At 60.8% G+C, this 26,902-nt stretch carries 23 protein-coding genes and 1 pseudogene; 7 read left to right on the forward strand and 17 right to left on the reverse strand.

The genetic code is table 11. From position 1 onward, the window contains the following. The 7 genes and pseudogenes from IP76_RS13395 to IP76_RS13425 form a co-directional block, all read right to left on the reverse strand. Positions 1–1,187 (reverse strand): annotated as a pseudogene (locus tag IP76_RS13395) (hypothetical protein); the annotation flags it as partial. Between the two features lie 593 nt (positions 1,188–1,780). Next, complete coding sequence (locus IP76_RS13400) at positions 1,781–3,217, reverse strand: S10 family peptidase (RefSeq protein ID WP_054158738.1); 1,437 nt, start codon at positions 3,215–3,217, stop codon at positions 1,781–1,783. A 114-nt stretch (positions 3,218–3,331) separates the two neighbouring features. Continuing rightward, a complete protein-coding gene (locus tag IP76_RS13405; RefSeq protein ID WP_054158739.1) occupies positions 3,332–3,880 on the reverse strand; it encodes a hypothetical protein in 549 nt (182 codons plus the stop codon). Between the two features lie 55 nt (positions 3,881–3,935). Beyond that, positions 3,936–6,002 (reverse strand): M13 family metallopeptidase, encoded by a 2,067-nt coding sequence (locus IP76_RS13410; protein ID WP_245281461.1) that lies wholly within the window; start codon positions 6,000–6,002, stop codon positions 3,936–3,938. Between the two features lie 73 nt (positions 6,003–6,075). Next, entirely contained in the window at positions 6,076–6,414 is a 339-nt protein-coding gene (locus tag IP76_RS13415; RefSeq protein WP_245281462.1) for a hypothetical protein, read from the reverse strand. A 48-nt stretch (positions 6,415–6,462) separates the two neighbouring features. Beyond that, positions 6,463–7,161 (reverse strand): SH3 domain-containing protein, encoded by a 699-nt coding sequence (locus IP76_RS13420; protein WP_245281463.1) that lies wholly within the window; start codon positions 7,159–7,161, stop codon positions 6,463–6,465. A 118-nt stretch (positions 7,162–7,279) separates the two neighbouring features. Beyond that, positions 7,280–8,194 carry a LysR family transcriptional regulator gene (locus IP76_RS13425; RefSeq protein WP_054158741.1) on the reverse strand — a complete coding sequence of 305 codons (915 nt, stop codon included), beginning with the start codon at positions 8,192–8,194 and terminating at the stop codon, positions 7,280–7,282. A 150-nt stretch (positions 8,195–8,344) separates the two neighbouring features. On the opposite strand from IP76_RS13425, the gene IP76_RS13430 reads away from it, so the two are divergent. From IP76_RS13430 to IP76_RS13440, 3 genes are all read left to right on the forward strand, one after another. Then, a complete protein-coding gene (locus IP76_RS13430; RefSeq protein WP_054158782.1) occupies positions 8,345–9,337 on the forward strand; it encodes a L,D-transpeptidase in 993 nt (330 codons plus the stop codon). A gap of 68 nt (positions 9,338–9,405) precedes the next feature. After that, a complete protein-coding gene (locus IP76_RS13435; protein WP_156318570.1) occupies positions 9,406–9,810 on the forward strand; it encodes a hypothetical protein in 405 nt (134 codons plus the stop codon). Beyond that, entirely contained in the window at positions 9,807–10,199 is a 393-nt protein-coding gene (locus IP76_RS13440; RefSeq protein WP_156318571.1) for a hypothetical protein, read from the forward strand. The genes IP76_RS13435 and IP76_RS13440 overlap by 4 nt, the downstream gene beginning before the upstream one ends. 119 nt (positions 10,200–10,318) lie before the next feature. Here IP76_RS13440 and IP76_RS13445 read toward each other — a convergent pair whose 3' ends face one another. From IP76_RS13445 to IP76_RS13455, 3 genes are all read right to left on the reverse strand, one after another. Then, positions 10,319–11,092 (reverse strand): CPBP family intramembrane glutamic endopeptidase, encoded by a 774-nt coding sequence (locus tag IP76_RS13445; protein WP_156318572.1) that lies wholly within the window; start codon positions 11,090–11,092, stop codon positions 10,319–10,321. Positions 11,093–11,418: 326 nt separating this feature from the next. Continuing rightward, a complete protein-coding gene (locus IP76_RS13450; protein WP_054158745.1) occupies positions 11,419–11,658 on the reverse strand; it encodes a hypothetical protein in 240 nt (79 codons plus the stop codon). A gap of 119 nt (positions 11,659–11,777) precedes the next feature. Beyond that, the gene (locus IP76_RS13455; RefSeq protein ID WP_054158746.1) at positions 11,778–12,035 is read right to left on the reverse strand and encodes a hypothetical protein; all 258 of its coding nucleotides are present in this window, start codon (positions 12,033–12,035) and stop codon (positions 11,778–11,780) included. Positions 12,036–12,552: 517 nt separating this feature from the next. On the opposite strand from IP76_RS13455, the gene IP76_RS13460 reads away from it, so the two are divergent. Then, on the forward strand, positions 12,553–13,068 hold the full coding sequence (locus IP76_RS13460) for a Dps family protein (protein ID WP_054158747.1): 516 nt from the start codon (positions 12,553–12,555) through the stop codon (positions 13,066–13,068). Positions 13,069–13,393: 325 nt separating this feature from the next. Here IP76_RS13460 and IP76_RS13465 read toward each other — a convergent pair whose 3' ends face one another. Beyond that, complete coding sequence (locus IP76_RS13465) at positions 13,394–13,945, reverse strand: helix-turn-helix transcriptional regulator (protein ID WP_054158748.1); 552 nt, start codon at positions 13,943–13,945, stop codon at positions 13,394–13,396. Between the two features lie 182 nt (positions 13,946–14,127). On the opposite strand from IP76_RS13465, the gene IP76_RS13470 reads away from it, so the two are divergent. Together IP76_RS13470 and IP76_RS13475 are read left to right on the forward strand one after the other, a co-directional pair. After that, positions 14,128–14,763 carry a response regulator transcription factor gene (locus IP76_RS13470; RefSeq protein ID WP_054158749.1) on the forward strand — a complete coding sequence of 212 codons (636 nt, stop codon included), beginning with the start codon at positions 14,128–14,130 and terminating at the stop codon, positions 14,761–14,763. A gap of 87 nt (positions 14,764–14,850) precedes the next feature. Further along, positions 14,851–15,225, forward strand: coding sequence for a response regulator transcription factor (locus IP76_RS13475; RefSeq protein WP_054158750.1), 375 nt, complete (start codon positions 14,851–14,853; stop codon positions 15,223–15,225). Positions 15,226–15,254: 29 nt separating this feature from the next. On the opposite strand, the gene IP76_RS13480 is transcribed toward IP76_RS13475, so the two are convergent. The 6 genes from IP76_RS13480 to IP76_RS13505 all read right to left on the reverse strand — a co-directional run bounded on the left by IP76_RS13480 (position 15,255) and on the right by IP76_RS13505 (position 21,484). Further along, positions 15,255–16,871: an MFS transporter gene (locus tag IP76_RS13480; protein ID WP_082352533.1), complete on the reverse strand. Its 1,617-nt coding sequence runs from the start codon at positions 16,869–16,871 to the stop codon at positions 15,255–15,257. 115 nt (positions 16,872–16,986) lie between these two features. Further along, positions 16,987–17,964: an alpha/beta fold hydrolase gene (locus IP76_RS13485; protein WP_054158751.1), complete on the reverse strand. Its 978-nt coding sequence runs from the start codon at positions 17,962–17,964 to the stop codon at positions 16,987–16,989. 63 nt (positions 17,965–18,027) lie between these two features. Then, positions 18,028–18,480 carry a DoxX family protein gene (locus tag IP76_RS13490; protein WP_054158752.1) on the reverse strand — a complete coding sequence of 151 codons (453 nt, stop codon included), beginning with the start codon at positions 18,478–18,480 and terminating at the stop codon, positions 18,028–18,030. A gap of 11 nt (positions 18,481–18,491) precedes the next feature. Continuing rightward, positions 18,492–20,369 (reverse strand): amidohydrolase, encoded by a 1,878-nt coding sequence (locus IP76_RS13495; protein ID WP_054158753.1) that lies wholly within the window; start codon positions 20,367–20,369, stop codon positions 18,492–18,494. A 49-nt stretch (positions 20,370–20,418) separates the two neighbouring features. Further along, positions 20,419–20,676, reverse strand: a complete 258-nt coding sequence (locus tag IP76_RS13500; protein ID WP_054158754.1) for a XapX domain-containing protein — start codon at positions 20,674–20,676, stop codon at positions 20,419–20,421. 151 nt (positions 20,677–20,827) lie between these two features. Continuing rightward, entirely contained in the window at positions 20,828–21,484 is a 657-nt protein-coding gene (locus IP76_RS13505) for a hydrolase (RefSeq protein WP_054158755.1), read from the reverse strand. A 294-nt stretch (positions 21,485–21,778) separates the two neighbouring features. On the opposite strand from IP76_RS13505, the gene IP76_RS13510 reads away from it, so the two are divergent. After that, positions 21,779–26,857, forward strand: a complete 5,079-nt coding sequence (locus IP76_RS13510) for an ATP-binding sensor histidine kinase (protein WP_156318573.1) — start codon at positions 21,779–21,781, stop codon at positions 26,855–26,857. The last annotated feature ends 45 nt before the right edge of the window (positions 26,858–26,902 follow it).

Below are 26,902 nucleotides of genomic sequence, written 5' to 3' on the forward strand. Positions count from 1 at the left end.
AGATCGGCGACCGCATCGAGGTCGACATCAATATCGGTGCCGAGCAGGTCTTCGACTGCATTCAAAGTGACATCGACATCGGCCGTGATTGGATCGATGATCGGGAGATCGGTGGTCAGATCGATGCTCAGATCGCTGTCCCCGTCAGGGCCCTGATCGGCATCCCCGCCCAGAATGTCATCGATTACTCCACCCAAAGTGTCGTCAAGATCGGCGTCCACGTCGATTGAAATATCAACACCGCCCCCTGAACCATCTGCTATCAGGTCCAGATCGCTGTCGACATCTCCGATGACCGGGCCGACGGGCGGATCGATGTTCAGATCAATCGAGATGTCATTGTCATCCTCGCCGCTTCCCAGGATGTCGTCGACAGTGCCTCCCACCGTATCAACGATGCCAGCGTCAACATCAATTGAGACGTCGAGGTCGCTCCCCAGAAGGTCTTCCAGGGGGTCGAGTCCGACATCCACATCGGCAATGATCGGCCCGACCACAGGCGGATCGATATTCACGTCAACCGAAAGATCGGTATCGTCCGTGCCGTCGACGGTGTCAGTACCACCGTCGCCGTCGCCGTCGCTATTGCCACCGTCGTCATCGCCGTCGACTTCATCACCGCCGTCACCGCCGTCACCGCCGTCACCGCCACCACCACCATCGCCTGAGGTGTCTTCGCCTGCGTCGTCTGTGGTCCCGTCGCCTTGATCCGTATCTTCGTCAGGCAGAGCGGTATCCGTTTCGGGCGTGGTTGTGGAATCGTCATCCGAGCTCACCTCGAAAGAGGGGCCACGACCGACGAGAGGCGCCCCGCCTGCTTGGGCGCTGTCGAGGGCTGCAAGTTCGTTTTCACCAGCGTTTTGTTGACCGCCGGTAGTCGCCTGTGAGGCAGCGTTTGACCTCGCGCCGGATCCCGAAACACCCGCGACAGGTTGCGCGACGGATGCTCCGTCATCGGATGGCTGCCCCTCGCTTCTGGGCGCGGTGGACGTAACGCCGGAAATGATCACCGATGAAGGGCTCTGCGCACCGTCTGATGCGGCAATAGCACTGGAAGCGTCGTCGCCGGCTGTCTGCACGACGCCAGCTTCGTCCGAGCGTACGCCTGCGATGCCGCTCAGGGTTGCAAATTGGTCGACGGCTTCGTAGAGCTTCGCCTCGAGTACGTTTTCTGTCACTTCGTTCATCGGATTCTCCCTTATGGAGAACCTTACATGAAGATGATCTAATTATACCTTAACGTAAAGACTAAGGTGCTAACTCACATTGCGGTTGTTTTAGTGAAATTCAACCTATCCGGTGTTCTGCCGCATGCGACGGTTCCTTGGGTGATGAACCGGGATCTGTGCAAAGCTTAGGAGGCAGTTCAAAGGTTTCTGCAAGCTCTGTTCCAGAGCGCTTTCGCCGAATTTTAAATCGTTGACGTGCTTGTCTTTGGGCTCAGATTAACGAATTCTTTGACAGGAAAACAGTCAATCTCGGAGTGGCGACGAGGTGAAGGAAGATCGAAATATGTTCAGCCATGAGGCGTCAGTTGTCCGCTCCCGAAGGTGAGTGCAATCTTAACTGAACCTATAGGTTGTATGTTGTCGCAGACCTGATCTGCGTGCAAAGTCGTTGGTTGCGATGCTTGCTGAGAGGATGTCTGGCATGACGCAAACACAATGGGATATCGGCACGCGATTTCCTCGGCGCGGAGTGCAAGGCACGGGGGCGAGGAGAGGTTCTGTGGAATACTTTAACCTCTGCCCCATGCCGTTCGGACGAAGCTTGATTTCGTTTATTCCGCGAAGAACCCCTTCACGTCTTTGAAAAACTCCGATCGACTCTTGCTCTGCAGATAGAACATGTGACCACCGGGATAATTGCCGAAATAAAGCCGCTCCCGCGCGCCGCGGGCCCGCGTCGTCTGCTCCAGCGTGTAGCGGGACAGGAAGTAGTTGGTGACGAGGTCGTGGTACCCATGCACGACCAGCGCTTTCAGATCCGGGTTCTGGGCCAGCGCAATGCCGATATCGTCCGGCGTGCCGATGTCTCCGCTGTAATCCCAGGAGGCATTGGTCACGAGGTTGAGCGGGATGTAGGGCCTGTCGCTGGTGTAGCCGAGATCGTTCCGCACATAGTCCATGAAGGGTGCGAGGAGAACGCCGCTCAGCACGGTCAGCGATCGGTCGAGCACGGCGAGACCGGGCTCCTGAGGGGTAGGGTTGTCGCTCGCCTGTGTCCCGTCATACCGGTCGAGAATGAGGCCGCGATCGGACAAGAGACTGCCGACATAGAGCGTTTCCGGAATGCGCCCGTTGTGAAGCTCGACGAGCCTCGGATCGAGGCCCGTATAGTGGGCCACCGTATCGAAGAAGATCTTTCGCCCTTCCGGCGTCGAGCGCCCGAGTGAGACCAGCCCGGTCAGGAACCCGTTCAGCGTATAGTCTTCGACTGCCTTCATCCCGGCCTCGTCGACCTTCACGTCGTTCAAGCCGTGATGGGAGGCAATCGCTGTCTGGGTGGGCAGCAGGGTCATCGGATAGAGGATCGAATAGTTGCCCGCATCGACATCGACCTTGAGGGCAGGGGAGATCAGGATGGCGCGGTTGATATTGACGGCATAGTTCTCCGCAAGGATCCGCATCAGGGCCGCGACCCTGAGGCCCCCATAACTTTCTCCGGCGATCGCCTTTGGCGAGGCCCAGCGATTGTTCACCGTCAGCCACTTGCGAATGAAGATGGCCATCGAATTCACGTCTGCTGTCGTATTGTAATACGGCTTTGGATCGCCCGGCTTGCCGTCCGCGCCCGAGAGCATGCGGCTGTAACCGGTATCGACGGGGTCGATGAAGACGAGATCGGTGAAGGCAATCCAGCTTTCCGGATTGTCCTCCAGCCTTGCCGGAACGGCAGGGAATGTCCCGTCTCCAGACGTCTTGATCGTCTTCGGCCCGAGTGCCGACATATGCAGGAAGATGCTCGATCCCCCTGGGCCGCCATTGAACACGAAGGTTACCGGCCGCGTGGCCGGATCGGCCCCCTTCAGAGTGTAATCCATGTGGAAGATCTCGGCATCCGGCCGTTCGGGATCGATGCCGATTTCCAGCATCCCGGCCTTTGCCTCGTAGTCCGGTAGCGCTTCGGCGGCTTTTGATACGGGGGCCGTCCCACAGAGCAGGATGAGCGTCAGAAGCACTGGCAACGCCCTGATCCAGCGGAACCACCGTTGCATTGTCAATCTCCTCACTTCAGATCAATCCCGTGCCGGATCCGTCCCCAGAGCTCCGGCGCACGCGCCGGAATCCTCTGCTGGCATCGTGCCTGCGGCTGACGGCGGTGCCGGTTTTCACAACTGTCCGCCGCGCAAGTCGATCAACTGGCCGGTGTCCCGCATGGTGCAGGTCATGTATTGGTGCCCGACCGCGGCCTCGATCAGCCATTCATGTTTGGCCGGCGAGCGTGCCCGGGTGAAATGCACGTGGTTCATGCCGACGGCAAAGTTGCGCGCGACGATTTCGGCGCAGCCCCGATAGGCCATGGGTGGGGCCTTGGCGTCTGCTGCGACACGCCGATGCGCCATGCTGTTTTCCCGTTCGCGGTCGCCCGCCTGATAGCCTTGCGCATAGCTCGGCGTACGATTGCCTTCCCAGTAGGGATAACCATGCAAGCCGTCGCGGTAGCCGCGCTCGAATTCGGCCGTCTCCTCGGCATTGCTCGGTTCATAGCCATTTTGATAATGGTGTTTGTTGTGGGCAAGGGCCGCGATGCCGAGTAAGGCGATCGCGGCTGCGGCGGCTGCCGCCTTGTCCTTGTCGCTCATGCGAGCCGTCGCCGGCTGCGTGGCTGCCGCCAGCACGAGTGCCGTGGCGGTGAAAATGGCGATATAGCGTTTCATGATCGTTCCCCTTCCTGGAGTCGTTTATGTTCCGGTGCCCGCCAAGACAGGCGTCTCACCAGGCCCGCACACGCTTTTCTGGCGCCAGCCATTCCGGTTCTCCCTCCGTAATGTCGAAGGCGCTGTAAAACTCGTCCACATGCTTGAGAGCCGCAATTGATCGATACATGCCTGGCGCGTGCGCATCGCTCATGAAGACGCTGCGGATGACCCCGTCGGTCGCCTTCATGCCCCAGAATTGCGCCCAGGCCAGAAAACAGCGCTGCCCTGGCGAAAAACCGTCAATCGCCACATTCTCTTCCGGGTTTTCGGCGAGGTAATCCTGCAGCGCGGCGTAGGCGAGCGTGATGCCTCCGACATCGGCCATGTTTTCCGTAACGGTTAGCGCACCGTTGAGGGTAAGACCTGGGAGAACTTCATAGGCATTTGCCTGCGCGACGAGCTTTTCGGCTTCTCGCGTGAAGGCAACCGTGTCTTCGGGCGTCCACCAGTCCCGCAGATTGCCATCGGCATCGTATTGCCGGCCGCGACTGTCGAAACCATGGGTCATTTCATGGCCCAGTACGGCACCGAGACGGCAGAAATAGACGGGGGCATCAAGATCGGCCTCGAAGGCCGGAGGCTGCAGAATGGCGGCAGGAACTTCGAAGCCGTTGATCGAGGGATCATAGGCGGCGTTGACGATGATCGGCAGCGTCGACTGCACATTGGCAAAGGATTCGTGCTCAACCGGATCGTCGAACTTGTCGAGCGACCGCTTGACGTCGAATGCGATCAGCCGCTGGATATTGCCGATCAGGTCATCCGGGCGCACCTCGACCTCAGACATGTCGATCCATGTCTGAGGGTAGCCAACCTCGAAGGTGAGTTTCTCCAGTTTGTCCTTCGCCGCCGCCCGTGTAGCCTCAGTCAACCAGTCCCGCGTCTCGATCCGGGCTAGGAAAGCGTCCTTGACGCGCCCCACCATGTCGGCAGATTTGGCCCGCGTCTCGTCATCGAAATAGCGCTCGACATAGAGCTGCGAGACCGGATGACCGAGAAAGAGTTTCAGTTCGTTTTGCACCCGCTCTTCGCGTGGCGGTAGTTTTTCGACGCCCACCAGGATCTTCTGCTGATCGGCGATCACGACCTCGAAGCGGCTGCCGAGATAGAACTTGAAGCGGTTGATTAGCTTGACCTTCAGATAGTCACGGATCTCCTCAATCGGGCGTTCACGCAGCACCTTGCCCAGGATAGGCAGGTAGCGTGGCTCCGACTTTATGACCCGTTCCGGCGGCTTCATGCCGAGGCCAGCGAGCAAAGCGGTAAGGTCGAGCTCGGGAATTTCCGCCTGCAGGGCTGCGAAAGGGACGGGCTGATAGGTGTTGGCCGGATTGGCAGCCTCCACCGGCGTCAGCATCCCGCCATGCAATTCCCGGTCGATATCGGCGACGAGCGCCGCGACCGCTGTCGCTCGCGAGTGTTCGTAACCGGCTGCGACCAGCATGTCGGCCAGGTTCTTGCGCAAGGCGAGGTCGAGCGCCGAGCCCGGCGGTTCCTCATAGAGGTTTTGCTGACCGAGCACGAGGGACGCACCGGCGAAGTAAAGGGAATTACGTGTCGAATCCGCCATATCTGTCATCGGCACGAAGCCTGCCAGGGCCAGATCCTCGGCCATCTGCAGATAGTGGCCGAGATAGCTGGCGAGGTCGCCGAGATCGACAATCGCATCGATCCTGGCCATCTCTGGGTCGAGTGGGGTCATGCCTTTGGCATCAAGTGTCGCGACATCCATGAAGGAGGTGTAGAAGGCCCCCACCTGCTGGATCGGCGTTCCCCTTTCCGCCGTTTCTGATTTGGCGGCGGCATCGAGCAGTGTTTCTTCCATTTGCGCCGTCAGCCGTCGGCCCATGAAGTCGAAGGCATCGACCATTGCCCGGTCCGCCGGACGCTCGACCCGGTCGATCCAGCCGCCGAGTGCAAAGCGGTAGAAATCGGTCCCCGGGTCGGATGCCTTGTCCATGTTTTCAAGGGAAAAGGCCAACTGATCGGGTCCGATCGCGGGCACAGGTGGCCGATCATTGGCGTGGGCGACGGGAGCCATGGCAAGACACAGAACAAGACGAAAGGTGAGATGTCGCACGATGATTCCCTTGGATGATTTGCCCACTACCTGAGGTCGCGAGCCGTTTCCCACGACCCATGGCGCCTGCGACCTAGAGGCTGCCTTCGTTCGTCATCGACATTACATTGGCGACCACGCCGCTGTTCGAGACAAGGCAGCGCCACGGGGCCCTTGTCGGTCCGACGCCGACCGTCACCTGCGAATTGGCCTCAGAGAAGATCATTTCGGTGATCTGGACGTCGCCATTGTTGGCCGTGTTGGACACGGCCGCGAGGCATGCACTGCGCGCTGTTGGCGACACACTCTCGTCCATCAGAGGCTGGGTCGAGGCGGCCATCGACGGCGGCTGCGATGTCCCGTCCGAGGTGCAGCCTGCAAGCAGCCCGAAGGCGAGGCAAATCATTCCTGTTGTCGGTCTGGATCTGGTCATGCGTCTCCCCCTCCGGTTTTCTTAACGGCCTCTCATCCAGGCCCGGGCTTAATTGCTTGCCTCGATCAGAAAACGACCCGCCGCCCATCCAGCATCACTGCCATCCGGCCGAGACACCCGGCACCAGCGGGTCTGTCCGGTCATGCGGCATCCACCATTGCGCAGGATCTCGCCGTTAACGACACGAGTGACGATCGGGCTTTGCGCACTGGGACGAGTTCTAATGTTCAAGGTATCGCCCCGCGAGATGCCGGCCACCTGGAAGAAGTCCGGCCCGCCGGATAGGCCATCGGCGAAATCGGGTGAGGGCGGCGCAATCGGCCTGCCGCCCGTGACCTCGATGCGAAGCGTGAAGCGCGCCTGTTCATTGCGACGCGCGGCATTGCGCATCAGGTAGACCTGCACGGTATAGTCACCGCTCTCGGGAACGATAACATCGGCGAAATCGCCTGATATCGAACCGTTGAACAGCGCTTCGCCGCCTCCGGGGCCGAGAATGTTGAAGTAGTTGCTGCTGTTCGAGCTATCCATGGTGACGGCGAGCCTCTGGCCACCGCGGACATTGATGCGATAGCTGGCGCCGTCGTAGCCACGGACCGTGCCGCGGATGACAGTTGAACTCTGGCCACGACCGAATTCGACCCGGGCACTTGGCTCCTGCGCGACGGCCGCCTGCTGCCCGACATCAACGATAACGCCAAGCGTCAACGCAAACACACCACCGAAGAACGCACGCAACAAACGCATCGGACATCTCCCGTTGGGAAGTCTTCAAAAGACTGCCTTGCAACCTTTCGCTGTCCTCAGACTGGCATGCGGAATGTTTGCAAACCAGTGAATTAAATTAGTCTAATGTGAAAAGCTCTCATGGTTGCACAAGGCGGAGCCTCCCGGTTCGCTGAGCGCCGTTTGGCTTCGGGACCTCTTGCCGGAACCATTGCACAAGGGCGTCAAGGGCAGGCTCAGACCGGCGGCTCTCCTTGATGCACAGATGATAGTCCTCGAGTGTCGGCAATGTTGCATCGTGAAGAAGCCGAAGGGAGCCGGACTTGATCTCCCGCGCGACAAGAAAATCCGGCAGAAGGGCGGCACCCAGTCCCAGACGGACCATATCCAGCGCGACGATATAGTGCGAGGCGAAGAGCCAGCGGTCGTCAGCCGGGACCAGGTCGGTGCGTCCACCGTGTCGTGCATAGGCGTGCCAGTCGGATCCTATTCTGCCGGGCAACAGTTCGGTCGTGATGTAATTGAACTCGCTCTTGCCGTCGATAAGGGCCGACGAGACGACGGGTACCAACAACTCCGGCCAGAGAAGCTGCGCATGATAGCCAGGATCCCTTGGCAAGGTCGTGACGAAAGCGTCGCCCGTGGCATCGGTGAGTTCCGGATCCTGTGCATACATCATGATCTGCAAGTCGATATCTGGATGCGCAGCATAGAAGGATCGAATCCGTGGTACGAGCCACGCTGTCGCAAAACTGCTGCACACCGCAAGCCGCAGGCGATTGCGGGAGCCGCCGATGGTCTCGGCAAGCGATCGATGGATCTCGGCGAATGCTGGCTGCAGACGTTGAGCGAGATCACGTCCTGCATCGGTCAGCGCAATGCCGCGTCCGCTTTTCTGAATCAGTCTCTCGCCAACAATTTCAGCCAGTAGTCGCAACTGATGGCTGACGGCGCTCTGGATGACGCCAAGTTCAGCGGCCGCCGCGGAAACGGAGAGATGGCGGGATACGGTCTCGAACGTATGCAAGGCCCTGAGGTTATGGCGAAACTCCATGCTTTGATCCCTCCGATGCGCTCAAGCCGGCGTACTGCATATACAACGTTCCATGAGGGTTTTTTAAAATGCAAGTACGAAACTCATTGGACAGCCGGCAGCCACCCTGAAATGCTCTGGGCCGACACTGATGAGAAGGTGAGATCGGCCATGAAGGAAAAGAAACAGGGCAGGCGGCATTTCATCTCCGGTCTGGCGGCCATGGCGGCCTTGTCTGGGCCCGGCCGGGCACTTGCCGGTGAAGTGATGAAAGAGATCGCCGCGCTGAAGCCCGGCGAATTCACCTGGCATCCGGAGCGGCAGCGCACCGGACGTGTAGCAGTCGTCGTCTCTCTCCCGGAACAGCGGGTGCATGTTTATCGCAACGGCATTCGCATAGCCGTGTCCACCTGTTCGACCGGCAAGCCCGGCCACGAGACGCCGACCGGCGTCTTCGTCGTCCTGCAGAAGGACAAGCACCATAAATCGAGTACCTATGACGATGCGCCGATGCCGAACATGAACCGGCTCACCTGGTCGGGCATCGCGCTTCATGCGGGAAATCTGCCGGGTTATCCTGCGTCGCACGGCTGCATACGTCTTCCCATGGCCTTTTCCGAACGCCTCTTCGACATCACGCATCTCGGAACGCCGGTCATCATCGCGGGATCCGTCCAGGATCCGCAGAACCTGACCCATCCAGGCATGGTACTTGGCGCCTATGCCGCCCGGGAATTCACCGATGCCGTAACGGCTCTGCGCGGCAAGCAGCGACCGAATGACTGGACCGACCTCAAGAAGCAACCCGTCGTTTCGGTCATCATGTCGACCTTTGACGGAAAGGCCTTGCTGGTTGAAAATTCCGAGATCCGCGCCGAAGGCCGGATCACTGTGAATGGCCAGGACAAGCTCGGCAGCCATGTCTTCCTGCTCGATGGCCTCGACGAAGCGACACGCGGCATGCGCTGGATCGCGTTTGCCAATCCGAATGATGATGAAGGCGTGGTCAACATGGCCACCGGCCTCCTTGCCCGAATATCCGCAGACCCGGCCTTTGTGTCGACCATGCAGAGTGTCCTGCATCCCGGTGCAGTGCTGATCCTGACCGATGCACCGCTTGCGCCCGACACCCGCACCGGCAAGGACTTCGTCATCATGGCGTGAACCATCTCCTGGTGTGCCGCAGAGCTGGCCATGGAGAAACGCTCAAGGCGAGACTGGGAGAGGACGCGATGAGACTACTGACGGCCATGTTTGCCATAGCGTGTTTGGCCAGCCCCGTTCTTGCTGATGCGGGTGGCAAGCCTTCGGCCAACCCTATGCCCGATGTCAGGGTCGAAGGCGACACCCTGATCTATATCGGCGGCACCAACGACAATGGCCTGCAGGCGCTGAAGGCGGTGCTGGCGAAGGTTCCGGATGGCCAGATCACGAAAATGCTGGTGAATTCCGGCGGCGGCGACACCAAGGCCGCCATCCAGATCGGTTTCATCATCGCCGACCTGAGGCCGCATCTGACGATCGATACGGGTTGTTTTTCATCCTGCGCCAATTTCATCGCGCCCGCCGCGGCCACGATCACAATCCGCGAAAACGCTTTCCTGGGATGGCATGCAATGATCGCGGCTTCGCCATGACGGCTGCCGAAGAGGGGGTGACATTGCGCGAACACCTGCGCGCCATGGTGTCCCCGCAGGCGAGCGACGCCGTTGGGCCAGATGGCAAGTCGGTCGACATGGAAGCCTTTCTCGACGAAGCCGTGTCCGCCACCGAGGCCCGGATGACTGAGGAGGCGGCACTTTATGCCAGGATCGGACTGCCGAACGATACCTTCGCTGTTTGTGGCGTTGGCTCGCGCTTCGACAATCGCTTGAGCGGGGACCAGCGTGGCTGGGGCTTTTCGCTGGATGATATGGCCCGGCTGGCCCTGCCACCCGTGCGTTATGAAGGCGCCGGACGCTATGAGGACAGCCCGGCTTTCAGGCGCTGGCTGATCGTGCTGACACCCGAAGACTGCCGAGAGTGAGTTTCATCGCCCGTCTGCTGCTCGGGCAGATAGCCTTTTTCGGTTTCCGACGCGGGTTGAGCCGCTTCCGAGAGAGGTCCTCGCATACTGTGTTGGACCGTCTGTGCCAGCCAAGCGGTTCAGGCCGCAGTCGCAAGCGGCGCCAGGAAGACTGTCGAGCCGATCAGCGCCCAGTCGTTTATGACATGCACCCCGGTGCTGACCCAGATATTCTTGGTCCAAACATAGGCCCAGGTCAGGATCAGTCTGGCGCAGCCGATCACAACAAAGCATTGCACAAAGTTCCAGTCATAGGTCGGCAGGTGCAGCATCCCGAAGATGACCGCCGACAAAAGCCACGCAGCCAGCACCGCTGCATTGCGGCCCATTCCCGCCTTGTTATGCAGATAGGCAAGGATGGCGAGGAAGGGCAGGATTGTGATCAGTTCCTCCCCGAGCAACTGCAGGCCGACTTTGGCAAAGAAACTCGCCAGCCGCGCGCCTTCGAGGTCGGCCGCATCCGCAACCGCTGAATTGGTGCTGACAGTGCCAAAGGTTTGCAGCAGCGCTCCGACGGAAAGGGTCACGATGATGTTGAGGATTGCAAAGCCAAACATCAGCAGCACGTCGCGAATGCCGACGCGCCTGAAGATTGCCCGCCAGCGACCGGGGGCCGCGATAGCGAGCGCGGCCAGTGGCAAAGCGACGAAAGCGACGGCCCTGAGCCAACCCGTGACAATATTGTCCTCAAAGGGCAACGGGATGCCAAGCGCTGCAAATCCGCTGGCTGCAGCCGCGAGCACCCAAAGCCAGGCGGTCCCCGACACGCTTGGTGGAGTGTCTGAGTAGAACGGAAAATCAGGCCCTTTGCGCTCCAGCACCAAACGCTCAGATGCAAATGTCGAATGATCCACGAATGCCCCCTCTGCCCTGAATTAGAAACTACTTCAATTCACCTGAGGAGCAAGGCTATCTTATTATCGGGCTCACAAATGGGAGAGGTCCAAGAGAGCGTCGTGGTGGTCTGCTTTGCAGTCGATCGCATGCTGTGACCACAGTCCCACCAGAGAGACCTAGCGACCATGGACGCCATCTTTGATCCCTGGCTTTGGGCTGACGTCAGCATGGCGGGAGAGCGGCAGTTGGTTCCGCGGTATGTCGTTATCGACTGCTCATGTCTGCGCAGCCGAATGCAACGCTAGGCGTAAGTGAAGGCTGACCATTCATATGGCTAGCACGCCTACCGGTTTGGGCTGTGCGTCGCATGCAGCCTGCTGGACTTGTATATCTCGATCGTCGGCATGGCGATGTTAGGACCGGGTGTCGGCAGGGAGCATAGTTGCATGGAGTCCGGCTCTGTTTTGCCTTTCTCGGACCAGATGAATTCGCCGCGCGTCAGTTCCTCGGCGGGCGGTAGGCTTGCCAGTGCGCCGATCACACTGACGGATGCTACGGCGACGGCCAGAATTATGGTTCGCATTGTTTCGCTCCTTGTCATGGTCTCGGTGCCGAGGCACGTGGCTGGCACTTTGGTTGAAAGGTGGTCGCCGGATCGGCCGAGGTTGCTCTCGGCCGATCTGGTCTGCAGTGCGCCTGGGGTCAGGAAGCGTTCGAGATGGTGCGGTTGACGAGGGTCACCGACTTGTCGGCATTGACCTTGTAGATTTCGCGGACATCGCGACCGTCACCGTTGGAGAAGGTGTGGAAGAAGGTCGAGCCGGCGGGAGCCTTTTCGAGCATCACATCGCTGTTGTCGTAGGTGATCGAGCCCGGGATCGGCTGGACGGATGCGAAAGCGGCCGTGCCGGCTGCGAACGAAATCAGGGCAGCGGAGAGAGCGGTAAGGATGGTCTTCATGGTCGTGTTCCTTCAAGGGTTGAGTGAGGGCCGATCTTCGGCCGGTTTCATCTGACTGCTGCTGCAAAACAGGTCTCTGGCGGGAGGCCTGGTAGGCCGCTGATCTCGCATCCGGGAGGAGAAGACTGCGTGGTTGATCAGCCAGTTCAGAGTGCCAGCGAGGGGGATGAGGTTCCATTGAACCTGAGTTCGCTCGCTACCAACATTGGTATGCTGCAGCCATGCCGAAGGCAGGGCGGGAGTGACCCATGGTTTGGGTCAAGGCATCGATCGGCGAGGGCCGGGATGCGAAAACGGTGTAGCGTCAGCTTGCTCCCCGAGTGCGAAATGCTTGCGATGGCCAGCGGGCAACACGTGCCAATCACCCCACATCATCCCGATGTATAAGGACGAGCATACCAGCGGCTGATGGGCTGGTTTTCGCGGGCGGCGTAGACTTGCCGCGCGGGGCCGGGCCGGCGCCGGAGGCGTCTGTCGGAGACCCAGCACCCACCGCATGGCGAACAGGAGATGACCCATGGAGCCTCTCGCAGTCGAAGCGCGCCGAAAGGCCGCACTCACCACACCGTCCAGATTTTCACCCGAAGCCGTGAACGACTTATCCGCAGCGCTCACCGGCCTGCTTGCCGATACCTTCGCGCTCTATCTCAAAACCAAGAACTTCCACTGGCACATGAGTGGGCCGTCCTTCCGCGACTATCACCTGCTCCTCGATGAGCAGGCAGGCCAGATCTTCGCGATGACCGATGCGATCGCCGAGCGGGTCCGCAAGCTTGGCGGCACGACAATCCGCTCCAGCGGCCATATCGCCAGGCTCCAGCGGTTGCTGGACAACGATGCGGCCTATGTGACACCGCAGGATATGCTGGCCGAGCTCCGGGACGACAACGAGCGTTTCGTGTCCTTTGCCCGCCAGACGCATGGGCTCTGTGCCGAGCATGGAGATGTTGCCTCAACCAGCCTGCTTGAACAGTGGATCGATGAGGGCGAACAGCGTGTCTGGTTCCTCTTCGAGATCTGCCGCAACACATAAGGAGCGCATGGGAAACGGGTGCGTTCAGGCTCACAGCCAGCGATCTAAACGGGACCGGGCCACGATCGGCTTCGGTCCCGTTGCTCTATGCGCCGATCAGCAGCACCAGACCAAACAGCAGAGCCTGCCGCCAGACATTGTGGCGTGCTCCATTGCGGGAAAGGCTTGGAGATTTTCGGATGGTGAGGTTTTGCCGGTTGGCGGTATCGCGCACGAAGCGCGCGATCAGCGCGGAAGGCGCCTTCGGCACTCTAAAGGCTAAAGGCGTCGTCGCACGCAGGGCCGCGTGCAACAGAGTAGGCAGCACGGCAGAACGGATGCCGCCTCAGGCGATCCGCCCATTGCGCCGCCATGCGGCTGGTGTCTGGCCCGTAATGCGGCGGAAGACGCGGCAGAGATGGGACTGGTCGGCGAAACCGCAATCAAGCGCAATTTCGCATAGCGGCGTGTCGGTGGTGAGCATCAACTGCTTGGCATGATCGATGCGCCGCCGGCAGATATAGTCGTGCGGGGATGTCCCGAAGCTGGCCCGAAAGGCGGCAGAAAAATAACTGGTGCTGAGCCGCGTGATCTGGGCCAGCTCATCGATATTGATCCGACCGGCAAGCTCCTTGTCGATATGCCGCTTGACCCGACCGATCTGCCAGGGAGCCAACCCACCACGCGTCGAGGGCACAGGGTTTTCGGGCAAATCAGGGCTGCCGACTAGGGCGGACGCTTTCCGGAGGAGATCCATCGCAGTGTCCTCGTTTTGCTCGACGAGGGACATGGCATGGGCAAGCAGGCGGTTAAGCTGATGGTGCTGTGACGAAAGCGAAACCGCGTCAAGAGGCGCTCGGTGAAGGCTGTCGTCGATCTGAAACGGTAGTGCTGACATGACGATCCCCGGTGGTTCTGGTGTATGGGGAGATCTTCATGCGAACGGCGATTCAAAGAAATTGTACGGGAATTGATAAGCGTCAGACTGCAGTGCTAGCCTCGCATACCCACGTATAGTTGCCGGAGCAGCGACGCGGGTTTTAAACAAGCTGAACACTTAAAATCCCTGGAAGGCGAAGGATGTCCGTGAGCCCTCTCGTTCTGGTCGTCGATGACGAGCAAATCGTCCGCAGTTCTGTCGATAGCCTGCTGCGCTCGGTTGGCTATCGGGTTAAGGGCTATGCCACGCCGCTTGATCTGTGCCGCGACGTGCAATCCCTGGAAGAGGCCGATTGCCTGATCCTGGATGTGCGCCTGCCCTTCACCAGTGGCCTCGATTTCCAGCAGAAACTCTCTGAAATGGGCGTCGAAATCCCGATCGTTTTCGTCACCGGCCATGGCGATATACCGATGTCGGTAAGGGCCATGAAGGCCGGAGCCGCGGACTTTTTGCCGAAACCCTTCCGGGATCAGGACATGCTCGACGCTGTCGCTGCCGCCTGCCTGACCCGGGCTGCGGCCAAGGGCGAGACCAGGCTCGAGGCGGAACTGAAAGAGCGGTTTTCATCGCTCACTCCGCGCGAGCGCCAGATCATGGAAATGGCGACCAGCGGCCTGATGAACAAGCAGATCGCCGGCGAACTGGATTTGAGCGAGATCACCGTCAAGATCCATCGCGGCAAGATCATGCGCAAGATGATGGCCAAAACCTTCGCCGATCTGGTGAAGATGTCGGAAGCGATCTCACGAAATCAGGGCGCGCCGGCGAGCAGATAAACTCAGGTATAGTCGATAAAGTTATGAAATAAGTCTATTAAGGCATGCGAGGTAAACCCGGTCCCGACCGGAGATTGGCAGATCAAGGTGCATGCTCCCAGGCTGATTTCAGTGATCGACGACGAGGTCGAAGTCCTTCGTGCTACGAGCAGCCTCTTGCGATCCTGCGGCTTCGACGTCGCGACCTATTCTTCCGCCGAAGATTTCCTCCATTCGCCCAGCAACGGCCGCTCGGCCTGCCTGATTTCCGATGTCCAGATGCCGGGCATGAGCGGGATTGAACTCTTTGCAGCGCTCAGGCAACGCAGAGACCCTGTCCCGGTCATCTTCATCACCGCCTTTGCTGACGCGCCCGTCCGCCAGCATATCGAGGCGCCCGTCTGCGTGCTTCAGAAGCCCTATCAGGCAGAAGCCCTGATCGCCTGCATCGAGCGGGCAATCAGCGTCCAGCCGCAGACCTGACGAGGCGCCGAAGCGCCCCGCCTTTGGGCCTATTTCCCATCTCGAGTTCTCGCCGAAATGGCGATGAGGTGCCGTACCGTCGGTCGCTCCTCGCCTTGGTGATAGCCGATGAGCTGGCCGTGGATCTCGGCGTCCGCGTGCGATGCGCGTTCATGCTGTCGTAGATGCTCGGCCCAGGACTCGACGAAGAACCATTCAACGATCTGCTCGGGCTTTGCCGCATCCTCGCTCACGCCCCACAGATAGGCGCCGTCTCTCCGCCGCGCTTCGGCATGGAGGTTGAGCGCGCGGAGGAATGCGGGGCGATCGGCTGCGGTAACCGTGTACTCGATTTGCACCATGACGGGACCCTGATCATGGGCAACGCTATCCGCCACGATCGGCTCGGGCCAGTGGTGGGAAGCGGAAAGGTCATCTTCACCCAGCGGCAGCTTGATCAGGTGCATGAGGACTGCGCTCAAGCTCAGGCCGGCGGCCGCAATCCACAATGTTGTTGTCAGCCCCATTGCTTCGGCCGTGATGCCCCAGGCGACGCTGCCAACCGTCATCGCCCCGTTGAAGACGGTGAGGTAGACCGCAAGTGCACGCCCGCGCACCCAATTGGGTAGCACGGCCTGGGCAACACCATTGAGGACGGTGAGCGCCGCGATCCACGCGCTGCCCAGCAAAAAGAGGCAGACGAAGGCCACCCATTGCGGTGGTGCGAAGGTGAGCGCGACCATGACGCCGGCGCTTAGGATCGCAGATCCCAGGAGAATGGCATCGGAACTGAGACCGTTGCGCAGTCTCGGCAGGATGGTTGCTCCGCCAATTGCCCCGGCACCGACCGAGCCAAGCAGCAGGCCGAAGAAGCTCGCTCCGCCGCCGAGAAGATCCTTGGCGACGAGGGGGAGAAGCGCCCAGGTGGCGCTGGCAAAGATGAAATAGACGCCGGCCCTCAACAGCACGACATGCAGTTTGCGGCTCGAGCGGGCATAGCGCAGCCCCGCCCGGAAGGCGCCGAAGAAGTGTTCGGGGATGTGGCTCACCTCGGTCCGCGGGTTTTGCCACCAGAGGAGTGCGCCGATCACAAAGAGGTAGGTGGCAAGATCCGCTGCATAAGCGAAAGCCGCGCCGAAGGCGCCGAGCAGTATGCCGCCGACCGCAGGGCCGATCGACCGTGACACATTGATCCCGACGGAGTTCAGCGCGATCGCATTGCGCAACTGGGATCTCGGAACGAGATCCGGCACCATGGATTGCCAGGCGGGACCGGCGATGGCTGCGGCCGTTCCGCCGACAAGGGTGAGGCCGATCAGCAGCTCGACAGTGATCAGCCCGCGCCAGGCAAGCAGCGTCAGCGCAAGGCTGACCGCCAGCAGCACGACCTGCATCGCCATCAGCAGCTTGCGCCGGTCGAGAATGTCGGCCAGCACGCCCGCCGGCAGCGCCAGCAGGAAAATCGGCAGTGTCCCTGCCGCCTGGATGAGGCCGACGGCACCCGGAGAGGCTGAGAGATCGGCGACGAGCCAGGCACTCGCGACATCGCGCATATAGGTGCCGGTATTGCCGATGACGGTTGCGGTCCAAAGGACTGCGAAGGCTGTATGATGGAACGGAGCGAGCGCACTGCCTGCCTCCGCTTTGTCAGGCTGCAATTGGGTCATGACGATCACCTCTCGAAGGTTCGGTGCGACGGAGCGCCCTGCTGCAAAACGGGCAGGGTGTAGACACACGAAGGCCGCCGCGGGTCAGGCGGCGGCCTGGGAGGCACAAGCCGGATCAGCTCTTCACGAAGGCCAGGAGGTCCGGGTTGATGACGTCGGCATTGACGGTCAGCATGCCGTGCGAGAAGCCCTTGTAGACCTTCAGCGTGCCGTTCTTCAGAAGCTTGACGGAGATCTCGGCGGAAGCGGCGATCGGAACGATCTGGTCATCGTCGCCATGCATCACCAGCGTCGGAACGGAGATGTTCTTCAGGTCTTCCGTCTGGTCGGTTTCCGAGAAGGCCTTGATGCCGTCGTAATGGGCCTTTGCGCCGCCCATCATGCCCTGGCGCCACCAATTCTGGATCACGCCTTCATGCACGGTCGCACCATCACGGTTGAAACCGTAGAAGGGGCCGGCCGGCACGTCACGGAAGAACTGCGCGCGGTTGGCGGCGAGCGCCGAACGGAAACCGTCGAACACTTCGATCGGCAGGCCGCCCGGATAAGCTTCCGTCTTCACCATGATCGGCGGGATGGCCGCGACCAGGACGGCTTTCGCCACACGGCCCTGCGGTTCGCCGAAGTTCGCGACGTAACGGGCGACTTCACCGCCGCCGGTGGAATGACCGATATGAACGGCATTGCGCAGGTCGAGCTTCTCGAAAACGGCCGAGGCATCGGCGGCATAGTGGTCGAGATCGTGACCTTCGCTCACCTGCTGCGAGCGCCCGTGGCCACGGCGGTCATGGGCCACGACTCGGTAGCCGTTGAGGAGGAAGAACAGCATCTGTGCGTCCCAGTCGTCGGACGACAGCGGCCAGCCATGATGGAAGACGATCGGCTGCGCATCCTTCGGACCCCAGTCCTTGTAGAAGATTTCGACGCCGTCCTTGGTGGTCACATAGGTCTCGGTCATTGGTATCGTTCCTTCCTGTTGAAGTGCGTTGAGGGTTTCCGAGGCAAAGACCGGGAGCGTCGATGCCAGCGAAAGGGTGGCGCCCGCGAGCAGTGCCTGCCGCCGGGACAAAAGGAATTCGTGTTTCTGATCCATCGCTTGGTTCCTGCTGATTGGATGATCGGAGACTAGGGCCTGGCTGCCATGCGCTCTTGTCGGCTAGGCCGGTTTTTTGGACGTTTGACCGCTCGCATCTGTCCGGGCGACGAGAAGGAAGGCGGCAACCAGACCGAGATGCTCGAAGAAGGCATTGGTCGCGCCCGTGCGTGCCGGACCCTGCGGCATCGTCCAGAACTGCAGGGCGATGAAGGTCGCCGCGAGCGTGAAGGCAGCGAGCGCCAAGGCTCCGACGCGGCGATGAAAGCCGGTAATGACCATGGCGGATGCCGCGAGCTCGAAGCCAATCACGCCGGCTGCGAAGAGGGGTGCCGGCAGGAGGCCGAAATGGGTCATTTCCTGAATGGCGCCCCCGAAATCGAAGAGCTTCGTCAGGGCACCCTGGATATAAGCCGAGCAAAGCGCGCTCAGCATCAGGACCTTTGCCGTCGATCCGTTCAGCGCATTGCGGCGCGTCGGCGGAGAGGTCTGTTCAAAACGTGTGATCGTTGTCATCGTCTTCTCTCCTAAACAGCCCAGCAGGAGCAGCCGAGCGCACCGAAAAAGCCCTTGAGATCGCTGATGGGCAGGCTGGAGGTCCACGCGCCCGCATGATCGTGACCATGCACGCCGCAGTCATTGGCGCAGCCGCAGGACGCAATCGCGTGGCGGCGCAGTGAGTTTTTGCCAGCCCCTTGCGGCTCGCCCCAGGCGGCATAACCACCGAAGGTTCTGACCGGCGACCAGTCGGGCATGGCCGGAGGAAGCGGCGGCGCATCAACGCCGCTGAAGTCACCGGCGCCGTAGACGACCTTGCCGCCGACGATGGTGAGGTCGGAGGTGAGGAAGGAGATCTCGTCCTCCGGGCAGGAGAAGTAGTCCTTGCTCGGCACGATCAAGTCGGCGAACTGGCCGGCTTCGATGCGCCCTTTGCGACCCTCGTCATTGCTGAACCACTGGACCTTTTCGGTCCACATGCGGAGCGCCGTCTCGCGGTCCAGGCAGTTCTGCCGCGGATAAAGGCTCATGCCGCCAACGGTCTTGCCGGTGATCATCCAGGCGAGCGAGACCCAAGGGTTGTAGGAGGCAACACGGGTCGCGTCGGTGCCCGCCGAAACATGGACGCCGCGATCGAGCATCTTGGCAATCGGCGGCGTTGCTTCGGCGGCACCATGGCCGTATCGCTCGACGAAATACTCGCCCTGATAGGCCATGCGGTGCTGAACCGCGACCCCACCGCCAAGAGCCGCCACGCGATCGATCGAACGCTCGGAAATTGTTTCCGCATGGTCGAAGAACCAGTTTATGCCATCAAGTGGCGTATCGCGGTTCACCTTCTCGAAGACGTCGAGCGCCCGCGAGATGGTCTCGTCATAGGTCGCGTGCATGCGCCACGGCCAGCGGTTCTGGGCAAGGACCCGGACCACCTCTTCGAGATCGCCTTCCATCTCCGGCGGCATGTCAGGGCGTGGCTGCCGAAAATCCTCGAAATCGGCGGCGGAGAAGACCAGCATTTCGCCGGCACCGTTGTGGCGGAAGTAGTCGGTGCCCTGCTTGTAGGCGACCGAGGAGGTCCAGCGGAGAAAGTCCTCCTTCTCCTCCTTCGGCTTCTGGGTGAAGAGGTTGTAGGCGAGCCGGACCGTCAGCAGGTCCTCGTCCGCCAGCTTTTGGATGACGGCATAGTCATCCGGATAATTCTGGAAACCACCGCCGGCATCGATGACGGCCGTCACGCCCAGCCGGTTGAGCTCGCGCATGAAATGGCGCGTCGAATTGACCTGATAGTCGAAGGGAAGCTTCGGTCCCTTGGCGAGTGTTGCATAGAGAATGCCGGCATTGGGTTTGGCGAGCAGCAGCCCGGTCGGATTGCCGGCGGCGTCGCGCGTGATCTCGCCACCCGGCGGATCCTTCGTGTCCTTGGTGAAGCCGACAGCGCGGACGGCGGCGGCATTCAGCAGCGCGCGATCATAGAGGTGTAGCAGGAAGACGGGCGTGTCCGGCGCGATCGCATTGATCTCCTCGATCGTCGGCAGCCGCTTCTCGACGAACTGATGTTCGGTGAAACCGCCGATCACTCGCACCCATTGGGGTGCCGGTGTGACTGCCACCTGCCGTCGCAGCATGTCCATGGCATCGGCAAGCGAACGGATGCCATCCCAGCGCAGTTCCATGTTGAAGTTCAGCCCGCCGCGGACGACATGGGTGTGGTTGTCGTTGAGGCCGGGCAGCACCCGTTTTCCGCGCAAGTCGACGGTCTTGGTCTGCGGACCGGCATGTTTCATGATCTCGGCATCGCTGCCGACAGCGAGAAACTTGCCGTCCTTGATTGCAATCGCCGTCGCCGACGGGTTGGAGCGGTTAAGCGTGGTCACGAGTCCGTGGTAGAGGATGAGGTCGGCATCCATCACAGTGTTCCTTCTGAATTGAGAGGCATCGCTACGCGGGGCGAGGAGCTCAGCCCGCCCGGTCCTGCGGCCTGCGGGTCTCGCTGAGGTCGGTCGTCGTCCGCGTTTCACTGTGCTTCGGGAGCGATGTCGTGATCGGCTGCCGAACGAGAGCGCCCTTGGCGAGCGGCACGATCTGTTCGCCGATCAGAATCCCGAGCAATCCGACCAGCGCGATGACCGGCGGTGCAGGGGAACGCACGTTGAGGACGCCGTAGATCATGCCGACGAGCAGCCCTGCTGCGAGTGATATGAGATAGAGTTTCATCACCGTTTCCTTTCGGCGTGAGATCGAATGCATGCGGTGGAACTGCGAACGTGTCGTCCACCTAAGCCTGGCGCGGGAGGGGAGGCCGCGCCAGGCTTAGGCGGTCGTTCCGGTTGGGAGGCGGGACGCGGAACGACCGGCGGGGACGGGGTCAGTGGCCTTCGGCGGCGTTGAACATCGTCTTGGCGTAGGTGACGCCGAGGCCGTAGGCGCCGCCGAGCTTCTTCGCGATGCCGGTGGTGGCCTCATAGGTCTCACCACGCGCCCAGTCGCGCTGCAGTTCGAGCAGATACTGAAGCGATGTCATCGGCTGGGCGCCAGCCTGCACCATGCGATCCATGGCGCGGTCATGCGCTTCCGTGCTCACATCGCCGCAGGCATCAGCGATCACATAGACCTCGAAGCCCTGGTCGAGCGCTGACAGGGCCGGGCCGACGATGCAGACACTCGTCCACAGGCCGCAGAGCACGATGCGCTTCTTGGCGATGCGGTTGACGTCGGCGATCACGGCCACGTCTTCCCAGGTGTTCATCGAGGTGCGGTCGAGCATCTCCTGACCAGGGAAGGTGGTGGTGATCTCGTCGAACATCGGGCCAGAGAAGCTCTTCTCGGCAACGGTGGTCAGGATGGTCGAGACGTTGAAGGTCTTCGCGGCATTGGCAACAAGCGCTGCATTGGTGCGCAGGTTGACGGCATCGATGCTCTTTGTGGCAAAGGCCATCTGGGACTGAAAGTCGATCATGATCAGCGTGTGATCGGCGGCGTTCAGAAGGCGGGCGCCGGGGGCGGCTTTGGCTTGAATGGTCATTTTTCGTTTCCTCGGTGCTTGGGAGAAGCAGTGACGAGGAGAGAATGCCTTGGGGCGCCATCCATCTCTTGTCGGTTACTCAGCCGTTTTGGACGTTTCGATGATCTTGGTGAGCGACCGGAGCCGTGAGGGCTTGCTGCATCAATCAGGGAAGAGACCACAAGCCCGCATCTAACAAAAACTACCGGTTTCTGATCGAATTGGAGGGTCGTATTAGAGTTTGTGCCATGGACAAAATGCGGGGTCCAACTGCTACTCTGGCGCGAGTAATGTTACGTCTGTTCGGAGACTACGGTGCCCTCAACCGCCGCGACAATGGAAACGCTGGATGAAGCCTGGCTTCGGGCCTGCAGCCGTGTCGCTGTCTGGCAGTCTTCGTCGGTCAATCTATATCACCTGTCCCATGGTGCCTCCGCTTGGGACGCGCTCACTCTGCCTCGCACCCGGGACGGAGTGCGATCGGCGCAGGCAGATGCGCGCCTGCGTCGCTATGCCAATGCCGATGCTTGGCTCGATACGCCTGTGGCCATTCTGGAGGAGGCCGAACATCGTACCCTAGTGTTCGACACTACGAGCATCGTTCTCAGACTTCAGTCGCCTTCGCCGACCCCTCTGGCCGAATTTCTGCCCCTCGCCCTTTCCATCGTCAGGACGCTCTCGGCCGCCCATGCCGACGGGGCGCCACTCGGATCACTGCATCCGATCGACTTTGCGGTTGATCGTCGTGGCAGCCTCCGGCTGAGGACAATGCCGACGACGGCCTCCGCGCAAACGCTTGGCGTGATCGATGACATCATCTATCGCGCACCCGAGCAATTGAGACCTGTCGCCCCACAATACGACGGTCGAAGCGACCTTTATGCGCTTGGCATGATCCTCTTCAGGCATTTGACTGGCATCTTTCCGCTGGCGGCCAACTCGCCCGTCGAATGGCGCCACGCACATCTTGCGCTTGCACCCATGGACGCAAGCAGCATGTTCTCAGACCTACCGCCGGTGATCGGGCAGATTCTGAAGCGTCTGCTCGCCAAGGAACCCACCGCTCGATACCAGACGGCCCTCGCGCTGGAGGTCGATCTTGCGCGGTGCGAACAGGAATGGCGAGAAAACCGCACCATCAGCGATTTCGAAATCGGTCGTGTTGACACACCCTTTGCGCAGCTCGGAACGTCCGCGCTCTTCGGCCGTGGCGAGGAGGAGCAGATCCTCGCCAACGTACTCGATCGCTTTCTGGATCACGGCAAGCCGTCGATGATCGCGGTGCACGGCCAGCCGGGTGTCGGGAAGTCAAGCCTCATCCAAAGCCTTGGCAAGGCGGCGGCTGAGAAGGCACTATTCCTTCAAGGCAAGAGTGACCAGCATCAGTCTGAACTGCCCTATGCCCCCATCATGCAGGCGGTCAGCACATTCATCGACGAGGCGATGCGTGCCGATCATGTGACACTGGCATCGCTTCGCAAGGCGCTTGCCCGCGAGTTGCAGGGGAGCGCCGCCCTGTTGGTTGACCTCCTGCCTTCAATGGAGATTTTGACCGGACCGCAGTCGACGCGGACAGAAGTGACCGGTCCACTTGTCCAGCTTCGATTGCAGCGGGCGTTGCGTACAGTCCTGTCGGTCGCGGCGGCGACCATCAGACCTTTGGTCCTGTTTCTCGATGACATACAATGGGCGGATGAGGCCACGCGCTCTTTCCTATCAGTCCTAGTCAGCGAGCCTGTTACGGGGCTCCTCCTGATCGTTGCCCGCCGCGACCAGTCCGGAGAGGCGCAAGCGCTGGCGGAACGACTCCTGGTGGATGCGCGCACCTCCATGGCCGAACTGGCCGAGCTTTATCTGCGGCCGCTCTCCCTGCAATCGACCCGCGAGATGCTCGAAACGATCTTTTCGGACGCCCCGGACGGTCTCGCGGATCTGGCCGAGACGTTGCACGAGAAGACAGGTGGAAACCCATTCTACCTGCGAAGGCTGTTGCAGGCTCTGGTGCAGGACGGCGTCGTCTATTTCTCTCCCGGCCAAAGGGCATGGCTTTGCCAAGTTGAAGACGTGGCGCGCTATCCAGCCAGCGAAAACATCATCTCCTTCGTCACCGCTCGTCTCGAAAAGGAGGGGGTGGAAGCGCTTCGGCTTTTGCAGACTATGGCCTGCATGGGCCCCGAAGCGGAAAAGGCCGTTATCGCCAGCGCCCTCAGCCTGTCGGCTGAAGGCCTTGCCCGGCTTGCCGCACCTCTGGCGCGCTCCGGTTTTGTGGTTCTGTCGCCAGCAAAACTGAGTTTCGCCCATGACCGCATCCAGGAGGCGGCCTACTCGCTGCTCGATACGGAAGAGCGGCGCGCTCGCCATCTTCATCTGGTTGATGTGATGATGTCGCTGTCGGACGGCTCAACAAATGCCTCTGTCTTTGCTGTGGCCAATCAGATCGAGCAATGTAAAGACGAACACCTGCCGATTGAAAAGCGGAGGCTTTTCATCGAGGCGCTTTTGGCCGCACTGGCCCACGCTAGGCGCTCGGCGGCGTTTGGCCAAGCAGTCCGCTACGGCGAGACTGCTGTCAGCCTGATCCAGGACGACCTTTGGGGTGAAGACTATGCGCTGGCGTTCCGTGCCCATATTCTCTTGTGTGAGGCGTTGCTGGGCGCAGCCTCGCTGGAAGCCGCAGAGAGCCAGCTCGACGATCTCTTGCAGTATGCGCGATCGGCTCTGGACAGGAGTTCGGTTTTCCGCCTTCGCGCCAACCTGCTCACGCTGAAATCCGACTATGAAGGCTCAATTGACGAAGCGCTGCTGGGGCTGGATGAGCTTGGCGTCAAGCTGGCGCGCGGTGCGTCTGAAGCGGAACAGGATGAGGCCTATCGCGCTATCCGGCGGCGATTGGATGCAAGACGGATTGCCGATCTCGAACACTTGCCTCTCATGGATGATCCGCGCATCAGGGCCGCTATGTCGCTGCTCGCGCCGCTTATCTCGTCGGTATTCACGACGGACGGCCTGCGCTTCCTCCACCTCGCCAAGATGGTGGAGCTCACGCTCGATCATGGGGCAAGCCCAGAATCCACCCATGGCCTTGCCTGGTTCGGTGCCATCATCTCCGACAAATATGATGCCTATGCCGATGGTCTAGACTTCTGCCTCGCAGCGCGGGCGCTTGTCGACAAATACGGCTTCGAGGAACACCGAACGTCTGTTCTGCTGGCTGTGGATCAGATCGCACCCTGGACCCGTTCTCTCCCTTACGCCCTGGAGCGCGTCCGCGAAGCCCTCGACGCCGCCCATGCGGCCGGCGATGTCGGCTGGATGTGTTATGCGCGCAATCACCTGGTTTCTGATCTCATCGCCATGGGGGAGGAGATCCCCAACATCAGGCGCGAGGCAGAAGAGTCGATCGCTGTCACCCGGCGTTTCGGCTATACTGATATCGAGCATATTCTGGCAGCCCAGCTCCGACTGGTGGTCGATCTCGCCGAAGGCCAGGGAGAAAACCGGTCATCGGCAAGCCTGACGCAGAGTGCCCCTGTCGTTTCAGCGACAACCGCATTCTGGGTGGCCTTCTATGATGGCACCTCGCTCTACTATAACGGCGCCTATGCGCAGGCAGTCGAGAAACTCCTTGCCGCCGACGCCCTCAGCATTTTCCTGCTTGCCCATATCGATACCGGTTTCTGTAAGTTCTATCTCGGCCTTGGCCTCGCCGCACTCGAAAAAGACGCGTCGGCGGAGAGCGAGGAGGATACCCGGCTTGGTGACGTGCGCTCCCGCCTTGCGCTTTGGGCAGACCTGAACCCCTTGAATTTCGCCGACAAACTCCTGCTCCTCGATGCCGAGATTGCCCGTAGGAATCGGAATTTCGCCGAGGCTCTTGTTCTTTACGAAAAAGCCGCGGCCTCTGCCCGATCCTCCCGCTTCGAGCATGAGCATGCCTTGGCGCTTGAGCGCGCCGGAGCTTGCTGCCTGGAAATGGGCAATCGGATCGGTGCCAACGCCTATCTTTCATTAGCATCCGAAGCATACGAACGCTGGGGTGCAGGACACAAGGCAAGAAGCCTGAGAACAGCCTTGACCCTGGATGCGACCCGGCGTCCATCCGCGGCGCAAGGTCTGACCTCCGCAGCAGGCGACCTTGATACAGTCCTCGGAACCTCGCTCGCACTGTCGGAGGAGATTGTCCTCGACCGGGTGATCGAAACGCTGATGACCCGGATGCTCGTTCACGCAGGCGCCAATCGCGGCCTGCTGCTGAAGATTGCTGATGGGAAGCTGGAGGCAGAGGCATCCGCCTGGACCGAAGGCGACAGCGTGCGCGTCAGCACCCACGATCCGGACCGATATGGCCTGAGCCCACCCTATTCTGTGATCGATCGCGCCCTTCAGACGCGAACCCCGTTCGTCATTTCCGGGTCGGATTTTGGAGCCTGGGCCGCCGACAAGGTGTCCGCGACGGGGCGTTCGATCCTCTGCGTACCGCTTTTACGCCGCGGCGAACTCACCGGTCTGCTTTGCCTCCAGAACGACTATCTTGAAGGGGTGTTTGCCGCTGATACCGTGGCGCTCCTCAAGATCCTGGCCTCGCAGGCAGCAATATCTCTCGAAAATGCCAGGCTCTATACCAAGCTGCTGCAGGAAAACGAGCTCCGATCGCGGAGCGAACAGGCGCTCGCGGGTGCGCGAGCTGAGCTTGAGAAGAATGCGCGTCTGACCCTGCTCGGCGGTATCGCCGCCTCAGTCACGCATGAACTCGGCCAGCCCCTGTCTGCCATTGCATCGAACGCAGGCGCCGGTCTTCGCTGGCTCAGCCGCGCCGAACCGGACATCGGCGAAACGCTGAGCGTCCTCACCGAAATCGAGACCAGTGTCACGCGCGCCCATGAGATCATCCGCGCTTTGCGCGCCCTCTCGAAGCAGGCTCCGAAGGTCGAGGAGATCGTAGACGTCAACGAGGTCATTCTTGAGGTGTTGCGCATCGCACGATCCGAGGTTGATCGCCATGGCACGGAAATCCGTCTCGATCTGTCTGCTGCCAGAGCCATAGTGCTGGGCGACGCCACTCAGCTAAAGCAGGTGATCTTGAATCTCGTGCACAACGGGATGGAAGCGATGAACGATCTGCCTACGCATAGGCGCCAGATCGAGATCGGCTCGGAGCGGACCGAGACCGAGATTATGGTGACCGTGCGAGACTTCGGCAGCGGCATCCCCCCGGAGATCGCATCACAGATCTTCGAGCCCATGTTCACGACGAAAACCACGGGCATGGGCATGGGACTTGCGATCTGCAAGTCAATTATCGAAGCCCATCACGGCGTCCTGACCGCTGTTGCCGAGCCCAGCGGAACCAGTTTCAGCTTTGTCATTCCGTTGAGCTCGGGCCTAGACGCGTAGACTGGCATCAGACGCGGACCTATCCTCCCGTTCCCGGGGGCTGCG

The sequence above is a fragment of the Rhizobium sp. AAP43 genome (assembly GCF_001296045.1).
In the GTDB taxonomy this organism is placed as follows: domain Bacteria; phylum Pseudomonadota; class Alphaproteobacteria; order Rhizobiales; family Rhizobiaceae; genus Allorhizobium.

What these genes read in the sequence shown, in the direction of transcription:
- IP76_RS13400 (WP_054158738.1), bottom strand. Translation starts at nt 3,217, where the DNA reads ATGCAACGGTGGTTCCGCTGGATCAGGGCGTTGCCAGTGCTTCTGACG.
- IP76_RS13405 (WP_054158739.1), bottom strand. Translation starts at nt 3,880, where the DNA reads ATGAAACGCTATATCGCCATTTTCACCGCCACGGCACTCGTGCTGGCG.
- IP76_RS13415 (WP_245281462.1), bottom strand. Translation starts at nt 6,414, where the DNA reads ATGACCAGATCCAGACCGACAACAGGAATGATTTGCCTCGCCTTCGGG.
- IP76_RS13420 (WP_245281463.1), bottom strand. Translation starts at nt 7,161, where the DNA reads ATGCGTTTGTTGCGTGCGTTCTTCGGTGGTGTGTTTGCGTTGACGCTT.
- IP76_RS13425 (WP_054158741.1), bottom strand. Translation starts at nt 8,194, where the DNA reads ATGGAGTTTCGCCATAACCTCAGGGCCTTGCATACGTTCGAGACCGTA.
- IP76_RS13430 (WP_054158782.1), top strand. Translation starts at nt 8,345, where the DNA reads ATGAAGGAAAAGAAACAGGGCAGGCGGCATTTCATCTCCGGTCTGGCG.
- IP76_RS13435 (WP_156318570.1), top strand. Translation starts at nt 9,406, where the DNA reads ATGAGACTACTGACGGCCATGTTTGCCATAGCGTGTTTGGCCAGCCCC.
- IP76_RS13440 (WP_156318571.1), top strand. Translation starts at nt 9,807, where the DNA reads ATGACGGCTGCCGAAGAGGGGGTGACATTGCGCGAACACCTGCGCGCC.
- IP76_RS13450 (WP_054158745.1), bottom strand. Translation starts at nt 11,658, where the DNA reads ATGCGAACCATAATTCTGGCCGTCGCCGTAGCATCCGTCAGTGTGATC.
- IP76_RS13455 (WP_054158746.1), bottom strand. Translation starts at nt 12,035, where the DNA reads ATGAAGACCATCCTTACCGCTCTCTCCGCTGCCCTGATTTCGTTCGCA.
- IP76_RS13460 (WP_054158747.1), top strand. Translation starts at nt 12,553, where the DNA reads ATGGAGCCTCTCGCAGTCGAAGCGCGCCGAAAGGCCGCACTCACCACA.
- IP76_RS13465 (WP_054158748.1), bottom strand. Translation starts at nt 13,945, where the DNA reads ATGTCAGCACTACCGTTTCAGATCGACGACAGCCTTCACCGAGCGCCT.
- IP76_RS13470 (WP_054158749.1), top strand. Translation starts at nt 14,128, where the DNA reads ATGTCCGTGAGCCCTCTCGTTCTGGTCGTCGATGACGAGCAAATCGTC.
- IP76_RS13480 (WP_082352533.1), bottom strand. Translation starts at nt 16,871, where the DNA reads ATGACCCAATTGCAGCCTGACAAAGCGGAGGCAGGCAGTGCGCTCGCT.
- IP76_RS13485 (WP_054158751.1), bottom strand. Translation starts at nt 17,964, where the DNA reads ATGGATCAGAAACACGAATTCCTTTTGTCCCGGCGGCAGGCACTGCTC.
- IP76_RS13490 (WP_054158752.1), bottom strand. Translation starts at nt 18,480, where the DNA reads ATGACAACGATCACACGTTTTGAACAGACCTCTCCGCCGACGCGCCGC.
- IP76_RS13495 (WP_054158753.1), bottom strand. Translation starts at nt 20,369, where the DNA reads ATGGATGCCGACCTCATCCTCTACCACGGACTCGTGACCACGCTTAAC.
- IP76_RS13500 (WP_054158754.1), bottom strand. Translation starts at nt 20,676, where the DNA reads ATGAAACTCTATCTCATATCACTCGCAGCAGGGCTGCTCGTCGGCATG.
- IP76_RS13505 (WP_054158755.1), bottom strand. Translation starts at nt 21,484, where the DNA reads ATGACCATTCAAGCCAAAGCCGCCCCCGGCGCCCGCCTTCTGAACGCC.